The following is a 6,949-nucleotide window of genomic DNA, read 5'->3' on the forward strand; positions in this document are numbered from 1 at the left end:
TTCGGGCCCATCCCCCGTGGGTTCACGAAAAGTGAAGGGTCTTCCGGTGGGAACCCAAGTCCGGAACATGCGGTAAATGGAACCTCCCATCCGGTGGATGGGTTTACGATCAGTCCGCGCGAATACGCGGACGACGATGCCTGGTTCGGGAAAATCGCGAACCCTGAAGGCCATGGCGCCCCGACCGCGCCGGAGGACCGGCACGCGCCGGCGGAAGAGCCTGTATTTAAAGGACTGGCGCTGCCGCCTGGGACGCTGACCATGAACGGGCACACCACCGGACCACAAACCCCAAGTATCTTCGGGAATGTTGACTGAACCTCTTCGAAAAAGGGTAAGTACCAACGGGGCACGAAAATGATTTGGCTGGGCTCATGCTCTGTGGTCCGTGTAAATAAGACAGGGGAGCGCCGTCACCCGGGGATTGTTTTCCCGACACTCCGCGTAGTCGCTGCCGTCCCAAAGGTGAAGGCCCTGGCTGCGCGGACGTCGTGGGGGACGCGTGCGGGGGCCAGGGCCTTCCAGGTCCCGGGCCGGATATAAATAAGTTTGGGGGAACCATATCGACAGTCCCCGGAACCAGAAGGAGCTTACATGAGTAAAAGCAAGCCGGCGTCCTTCACCCCGTACTTTACTGAGGATGACGCGGGCCGGGTCCGGGCGGCGTTTCTGGCTGCCGGACGCCAGGAGGGCTACGCTTCCATTTCGGAATTGATCGAGGCCGCGACGCTGCGCGAAGTGCGTCGCCTGGCGCGCAGGTACAACCAGTCCAGGGTGTGGGAACCGGCCCCTCCGGGAACCCTGCGGCCGGGACAGCGGACACGGGAAGAACAGCGGCCGGTGATCCCGCCCGATGCGGATCCTTCAGACCTGCTGCCGTGACGGACATCGTTGGGTACCTTTGATGGGGCCATTACGGCGCGAAACACCCGGGCGGGCAGGACGTAGACGTCCGCTGGCTCGGCCCGGGACCGGAGGAAGCCGACAGCGATACCAGCGGGCGATGGTGACCACCCAATGGGTGCTGACTGCCAGCTTGTGTAAGCATGCTGACTATACTTGGATGATGCAGGATCTGAACAACTGGCCGACGCCACGGTTGCTCTCGACTGCCGCCCGGCTGGTTGAGCATGCCTGGGATGAAAAGCTCGCTGCCTTGGGACTAACCCACGCGGGCGTCACGGCGCTGCAAGTCCTCGATGCCGACGGGCCCATGGCTCAGGCCCGGCTTGCCGCCAAAATCCGGGTGCAGGCGTCGACGATGGGGAAGACTTTGTCCAGGTTGGAGGCGCATGGGCATGTTACCCGCGTAACGAACCCGGCTGACCGGCGCTCCCAACAGGTGGCTGTCACCGGCCTTGGCAAGACGGCGCTTGATCAGTCGCGGGAGCTTGAGCGCGACCTGACAAACGGCGCCGATCCCGGCGTGGAGGAACTGCGCGACCGGATGGCGGATATCATCCGCATGCTTGGCTCCGCCCGCTGGGGCGAGACAATGCCCTGGACCACACGGAAGGCAGCCAACACCGTCGGGCCGGAGTTGGCTGAGGCGCCTGGACCACCCGGTTGAGGCACAACGCATCCTGGTCGCAAGACATCCACGGAGATTCCGTGCATCCCTTGGCACCGGCCGATCAGGGAGCATGGCCGGAACGCGGAATCGAACGCTGATCCTACAGGCCGACTGACGAGAATATAGACATGACTATCGAGCTGGTCTCCACCCTGGCCTGTCCGGCATGTCGGCAGGAAACCAGCCTGCAGATGCCCGCCGATGCATGCCTGTTCTTCTGGACATGCCCGGCCTGCAGCGAACGGGTGCGGCCCGTTGAGGGCGATTGCTGCGTTTTCTGTTCTTACGGCACCGTTTCCTGTCCCTCCAAGCAAGGCCCGGTCAGGGACCAGCGGTCAGAATACGGATCCTGCTGCTGACTCGCTGCCGATTCTTTTCCGCCGGCGGTGCCCTGACCGGGTTGGATGCATTGCTGGCGGCTGGCGACCCGCCGCTGCGCTTGCTCTGGGACGGGCCGCACCGGACGTGCACGCTGGTCAAACCGTGTCGGCCGGGTAGGTCTCTTCCCTGAATCAGCCGGGGGAGTGGAATGATTCGGCGACGACGTCGGTGAAGGAGCCGGTGCGGCGGAAGGCAGTCCGTTGCTGGCTGGCTCCGGTGCCGCGGGCGAGCAGGTTGTGCAGGAGCCCGGCCGTGCGGGTTTCGTCGCCGTTCTCGGCGAGGGCGGCCTGTACATGCGCCATGAACACGGCGATGACCTCCCGTGCCGGGCAGGGGACAGCGGTCAGGGGGTGGAGCAGTTCGGCCTCGATGCCGTACCTGCTGGCCTGCCAGGACGCGAGCCGCAGCAGGGGAGCGGGCACCGCCGGGGGAGGAACGCCTTCGCGCCACTGCCTGGCTGCCGTGTCGACCAGCGCCCGGGCCAGCGAGGCGATCAGCACCGCATCCCCGGCCCGCAGGCAGACGTCCGCGACGCGGATCTCCACCGTCGGATAATGCCGGGACAGCCGCGCATCGAAGTAGACCATGCCTTCATCGAGCAGCACGCCGGTTGCCAGGAGTGCGTCCACGAGCCGCCGGTAAGCGCCGGCGGAACCGAGGATCTCGATGGGGCCGGTGGCCGGCCAGCGGCCCCAGAGCTGGGTGCGGAAGCTTGAGTAACCGGTATCGGCGCCGTCCCAGAACGGAGAGTTGGTACTCAACGCCGCCAGGACCGGCAACCAGACCCTGACGCGGTCCAGCACGGCCGCGCCCTCGTTCGGGGACGCGATGCCGACGTGAATGTGGCAGGCGCAGGTCAGCTGCTGGACAGCGGTGAATGCCATCCGCTCCCGGATCGCCTCATACCGCGGCAGTGCCACGGTATGCAGTTCCGCCGGCAGGGGAGCGGTGCCGAGAGCAGCAGCCCTCGCGCCGGATTCCCGTGCCAGGGAATCCGCCCACGCCCGCCCGGCATTGATATCTCCGGCCAGCCCTTCAAGCCCGGTATGCACGCCCGTGTGCGTTTCGATCTGCTCATGCATGAACTCGTGCACCAGCGGCGCCCTTAGCGCGCCGGGTCCGGACCCGCCGGACCCGCCGGATCCGCTGGCGTTTGCGGTCGTGCCGCCGCGGGCGTGCAGGTCCATCAGGCGCCCGGCTACGGGCATGGCGGCGCCACTGCCCGGATCCACGAGCAGCAGCTCCTCCTCGACACCGAACGTACGCATCCAAGAATCAGCTTAAGTCCCACGGGATCCTGGCCATACCCTTTTGCCGGCTACGTGCTGTGTTCGGCACGTTTGCTCTGCCAGCTTGCTTCTTACAGGTGCATCTGGCGCAGCATGGGCGAAAATCCGGGCGGCATTGACATAGCCGGTTATGCCGGCGCTGTGGTTGCTCGAAATATCTGTCGACGGGGAACACTTCGTCGTGCGGCCATCCACACCGCGGCCGGGCTATGACTTCGACTGGATTAACAGGGCCTGCAGACGATGACGGCTTCTCCGAGGGGACCAGGGAACTGCGGGAACGTTCTTCGGAGGAATTGATCGAATCGATTTTCGCTTTCCCCATGCTTTCTATCAGCCGGGCGGGATCGGCGAAGAAGACTTTCCCGACCACGTTCCGGGTGCTGCTCCCCGGGGCGCTACGCGTTGTTGAGGTCCCGGTGGGGCAGGACTGCGGCGTAGCGGGCTGCTGCTTTGATGCTGAGGCCGAACATGTCGCAGAGCCGGCGGATGTCGCCTCCGCTGGCATGGAGTTCGTGGAGGATCCGGTCTTCCCTGGCCTTCCGGACTGTCATGCCCATGGATATCGTGATCCACTCGGATCCGACGGGAGCGGTGTCCTGGGCGGTGCGTCTGCTGACGAACATGTGCGGGTTGCTGGTCGCGGGCCAGCGTTTCTGCCTGTGGGCGAGCCAGGCGGAGAGCCGGTCGCGGACCGGCTGCGCGAGCGGGATGGTGCGGTCATCGAGGTGGAGGCGTCCGTCGTGGACGTCGGTCAGCTGCAGGTTGCGCAGCTGGCCCGATCGCAGTCCGTGGAACGCCACAATGGCGGTCAGCGCTGCCCGTGCCGGATCCGGTGAGGTGAGCGCGGCGCGCAGTACGGCTGAGGAAAGGGGCAGCGGCTGGCGCCTTTCATAGGTTCCCGTCGGTATCGAGCCGATCGGGTTGAAGAAGATGACGCGGTGGCTTTTGAGGACCCGGAACAGGGACCGGAGTCCTTGGCCCATGGTGGCGCGCGGATTCCCGGAGCCGGGAAGAACATCCCTGACATCTTCCGGAGTGATTTCCCGCAGGGATGTGTGTCCGGATGCGGCCCAGGCACGCAGCGCGGGCAGGGACCAGCGCAGATGCAGCCGGGTGGTCTGCTCGGAGCGGGGTTTGCTGCGGGGAGGTGTGCTGCTGCCATTGGCCATGACGGCGTACCAGCGGCTAAGTTCAAGCCGCATTTGTTCCGGCAGTTCGGAGACGGCGGCTGTGAACCATTTGTCTACGGCAGGTATCCGGTCGTCTTCGAGCAGGCCGGCGGCCGCGCACACCTCCAGCAGCCGCAGCGAGGTGCTGCCGACCCGCTGCAGGCCGATGAGCTCGGTTGCCCGGAGAGGCGCACCGGGGGTGTCCTGCAGGCCGAGGGCGATGGTCAGGCCGCGCCGTACCCTTTTGACAGCCGTCAGGCCCCACCCATGGTTGCCGGCATGCTCGACGAGGACCTGGTTCAGGAAGGCCGCCATTCCCGGATCGCCAGGGACGGGGAAACCGTGCTTGCGTCCGTTGGCGAGATCACGGATTGCGGAGAACAGCACGAGTTGGCGGTGGGAGACCGGTGTAAAGGCCGGGATCCGGGCGGCGGCGGGAGGCTTGTGGCGTGTTCTGCGGGTGCCGAGGGGCTGGCCCACACTGGCATGGCGCAGGTTGGCCAGGAACAGTTGCTGCCCGTACTTATTGGCCTCGAGCAGACCGGTCCCGCTCTTCCTGCCCCCGCTGGCCATGAACTGGCTCCAGCAGAGCCGGCATGCCTGATCGTCATTGACCGCGGCCGCCGCGGAACAGGAACGGCAGTTCCCCTGCGGGTACTTCTTCCGCCAAGGCCGGCAGGTATGGCAGAGCCACTGGGTGATCCTGCCAACGCCCCAGGCATGGCACTCCCTGCACGCCGCCACGGGATGAGGTGCGCTGCGGTGGCACCGGTCGCACAGTCCGGCGGAATAATAGCCGTCGGTGCGCCCGCAGCGCCGGCAGGGCGGCGGCACGAACGGGCCGCCTGGCATGCAGCCATGGCAGAACTTGGTCCGGCGCGGAGAACTCCACGCGACCGGCCGCACACCGCAGACAGTGCAGTCCTGCGGAGGATTGGATCCCCTCACGCCGGAGGCTTGGACCGGTTGCGCCCGAGCCGATGCACTACCGCCGGCGCCGATCCGGCCGATGAAGCCTGGGCCTTCTTCGGACGTGCCGCCTCGACCTTCTCCGGCTCGCAGATCAGCAACTCCGTGGGCGAGCAGTCGAGGACCGAGCAGATGACGTCGAGGTCTTCGAGGCGGACCGTGGTCGGTGTCCCGGCCCAGAGCCCTGACATCTTGCCCGCGCTGATCTCCAGGCCGGCATCGGCAAGCCGGCGACGCAGTTCGGTCGACTTCCAGATGCCCCGCTCCGCGGCGACCATCCGTAGATTCCAACGCATCGATTCATTCTCCCATCAGCCGGGCGGCTACCCGTTCATTGGCGACCGCCCAGGCATGGTCAACGTGGTCGGCATGGACGTGGATATACCGGGTCGTGGTCGAGAGCCACTCGTGCCCCAGCAGTTCCTGGACCGCTTTCAGGTCCAGACCCCGGGCATAGAGCGACGACGCACAATAGTGGCGCAGTCCATGAGGGCTCAACCGTCCCCGCCATGCGGGCAGCCACCGTTCCACTGCTCCGGCCAACCCGGCACGCAGCGCGTCGTCACCGGCGCGGGCGCATCCTCCCGTATGACGGTCGCGCCGCTCACTGGGCAGAAGCGGAGCATCCGGATCCAGGTAGTCATCGCCGAATTGGTGGCGGACATCGGTAAACCACCAGTCCAGCAGCGTATCGACGGAATTGATCGCCGGAACGAGCCGGGGCTTCGGGCCGCGGCTGCGGCTGCCTTTTCCGAAACGGACGTGCAGCTTGCCGTGCTCTCCGAGGTCCGGGCGCCAGTCCCTGATGTCGAGCATCACGGTTTCGTTGATCCGCAGCCCCGCCCGGCGCCAGAGAGAAGCTGCGAGGTAGTCACGGGCAGCGGGCAGGTACTTACGTGCCGCGGGCAAGGAGTCCCGCCACTGCGTGAAGAGGGCCTCGACCTCGGGATCACTGGGCGGGACCCGTGAGGCCGGCGAATAGGAACTGGAGGGCCGGTTGAACTCGTCGATCGGCTGCGTCAGCACATACCCGGTCAAGGCATGGATGTCGCCCTGGTATCGGACGATCAAAAAATCGAAGAACCGGGCAAGCGTCCCCGCCTTGCCTTCCCGGGTGGATCGCGCCTGCTTGCGTTCCTGCCGCAGGTGGGTCAGAAACCGGTCTGCATCGGAGGGCGAAGCCGTCCAAAGCGGCCGTCCCAGGAAACGGGCGAAATCGAAGATCACCGATCTCTCGTTCCCGACGAATCGGTCAGTAACGCCGGCGCCGATCTGGGCCAGCGCAAACTGATCGACAAGCTCCTGTTCAAAGTCTTCCTCCTCCTGGGGAGAGCGCAGTGCCTGACTGAATCCGATGGATCGGACGGTGGCGAGCACCATCACTCACCTCCGGGTTCATCAATACTTTGCACTTGTCATGAATATCATGCAAGCTTCACGAATCATGAAAATATGTCGAGAATCGTTCCGGAGGAAAAACCAGCCAGATCGCCCAATGTCCGCGCGGAATAAGGAGTCAGCGCTCTCAATACGAACTGACGGGATTCGAGATAGCGACCGTCCAC

General features: G+C 65.4%; 8 protein-coding genes. 4 read left to right on the forward strand and 4 right to left on the reverse strand.

Annotated elements, in window-relative coordinates; genetic code table 11:
- The first annotated feature begins 93 nt into the window (after positions 1–93).
- The 4 genes from HGO92_RS22725 to HGO92_RS23530 all read left to right on the forward strand — a co-directional run bounded on the left by HGO92_RS22725 (position 94) and on the right by HGO92_RS23530 (position 1,932).
- Positions 94–318 carry a hypothetical protein gene (locus HGO92_RS22725; RefSeq protein WP_169998917.1) on the forward strand — a complete coding sequence of 75 codons (225 nt, stop codon included), beginning with the start codon at positions 94–96 and terminating at the stop codon, positions 316–318.
- A 276-nt stretch (positions 319–594) separates the two neighbouring features.
- The gene (locus HGO92_RS22730) at positions 595–882 is read left to right on the forward strand and encodes a ParB family protein (protein ID WP_169998919.1); all 288 of its coding nucleotides are present in this window, start codon (positions 595–597) and stop codon (positions 880–882) included.
- 184 nt (positions 883–1,066) lie between these two features.
- Positions 1,067–1,570 carry a MarR family winged helix-turn-helix transcriptional regulator gene (locus tag HGO92_RS22735; protein ID WP_240974908.1) on the forward strand — a complete coding sequence of 168 codons (504 nt, stop codon included), beginning with the start codon at positions 1,067–1,069 and terminating at the stop codon, positions 1,568–1,570.
- A 131-nt stretch (positions 1,571–1,701) separates the two neighbouring features.
- Positions 1,702–1,932 (forward strand): GDCCVxC domain-containing (seleno)protein, encoded by a 231-nt coding sequence (locus HGO92_RS23530; protein ID WP_205834991.1) that lies wholly within the window; start codon positions 1,702–1,704, stop codon positions 1,930–1,932.
- Positions 1,933–2,085: 153 nt separating this feature from the next.
- Here the strand turns inward: HGO92_RS23530 and HGO92_RS22740 are convergent, their stop codons facing one another.
- The 4 genes from HGO92_RS22740 to HGO92_RS22755 all read right to left on the reverse strand — a co-directional run bounded on the left by HGO92_RS22740 (position 2,086) and on the right by HGO92_RS22755 (position 6,764).
- Positions 2,086–3,222, reverse strand: a complete 1,137-nt coding sequence (locus HGO92_RS22740; protein WP_169998921.1) for a carboxylate-amine ligase — start codon at positions 3,220–3,222, stop codon at positions 2,086–2,088.
- A 419-nt stretch (positions 3,223–3,641) separates the two neighbouring features.
- Complete coding sequence (locus tag HGO92_RS22745; RefSeq protein ID WP_169998923.1) at positions 3,642–4,988, reverse strand: site-specific integrase; 1,347 nt, start codon at positions 4,986–4,988, stop codon at positions 3,642–3,644.
- Positions 4,989–5,359: 371 nt separating this feature from the next.
- A complete protein-coding gene (locus HGO92_RS22750) occupies positions 5,360–5,680 on the reverse strand; it encodes a helix-turn-helix domain-containing protein (protein WP_169998925.1) in 321 nt (106 codons plus the stop codon).
- Between the two features lie 4 nt (positions 5,681–5,684).
- Entirely contained in the window at positions 5,685–6,764 is a 1,080-nt protein-coding gene (locus tag HGO92_RS22755) for a tyrosine-type recombinase/integrase (protein ID WP_169998927.1), read from the reverse strand.
- Positions 6,765–6,949 lie beyond the last annotated feature (185 nt).

Origin of the sequence: Crystallibacter degradans (assembly GCF_012952295.1) — a bacterium.
Lineage (GTDB): Bacteria > Actinomycetota > Actinomycetes > Actinomycetales > Micrococcaceae > Crystallibacter > Crystallibacter degradans.

Coding starts and splice junctions, on each gene's coding strand:
- HGO92_RS22730 (WP_169998919.1), top strand. CDS start 595: ATGAGTAAAAGCAAGCCGGCGTCCTTCACCCCGTACTTTACTGAGGAT.
- HGO92_RS22735 (WP_240974908.1), top strand. CDS start 1,067: ATGCAGGATCTGAACAACTGGCCGACGCCACGGTTGCTCTCGACTGCC.
- HGO92_RS23530 (WP_205834991.1), top strand. CDS start 1,702: ATGACTATCGAGCTGGTCTCCACCCTGGCCTGTCCGGCATGTCGGCAG.
- HGO92_RS22740 (WP_169998921.1), bottom strand. CDS start 3,222: ATGCGTACGTTCGGTGTCGAGGAGGAGCTGCTGCTCGTGGATCCGGGC.
- HGO92_RS22745 (WP_169998923.1), bottom strand. CDS start 4,988: ATGGCCAGCGGGGGCAGGAAGAGCGGGACCGGTCTGCTCGAGGCCAAT.
- HGO92_RS22750 (WP_169998925.1), bottom strand. CDS start 5,680: ATGCGTTGGAATCTACGGATGGTCGCCGCGGAGCGGGGCATCTGGAAG.
- HGO92_RS22755 (WP_169998927.1), bottom strand. CDS start 6,764: ATGGTGCTCGCCACCGTCCGATCCATCGGATTCAGTCAGGCACTGCGC.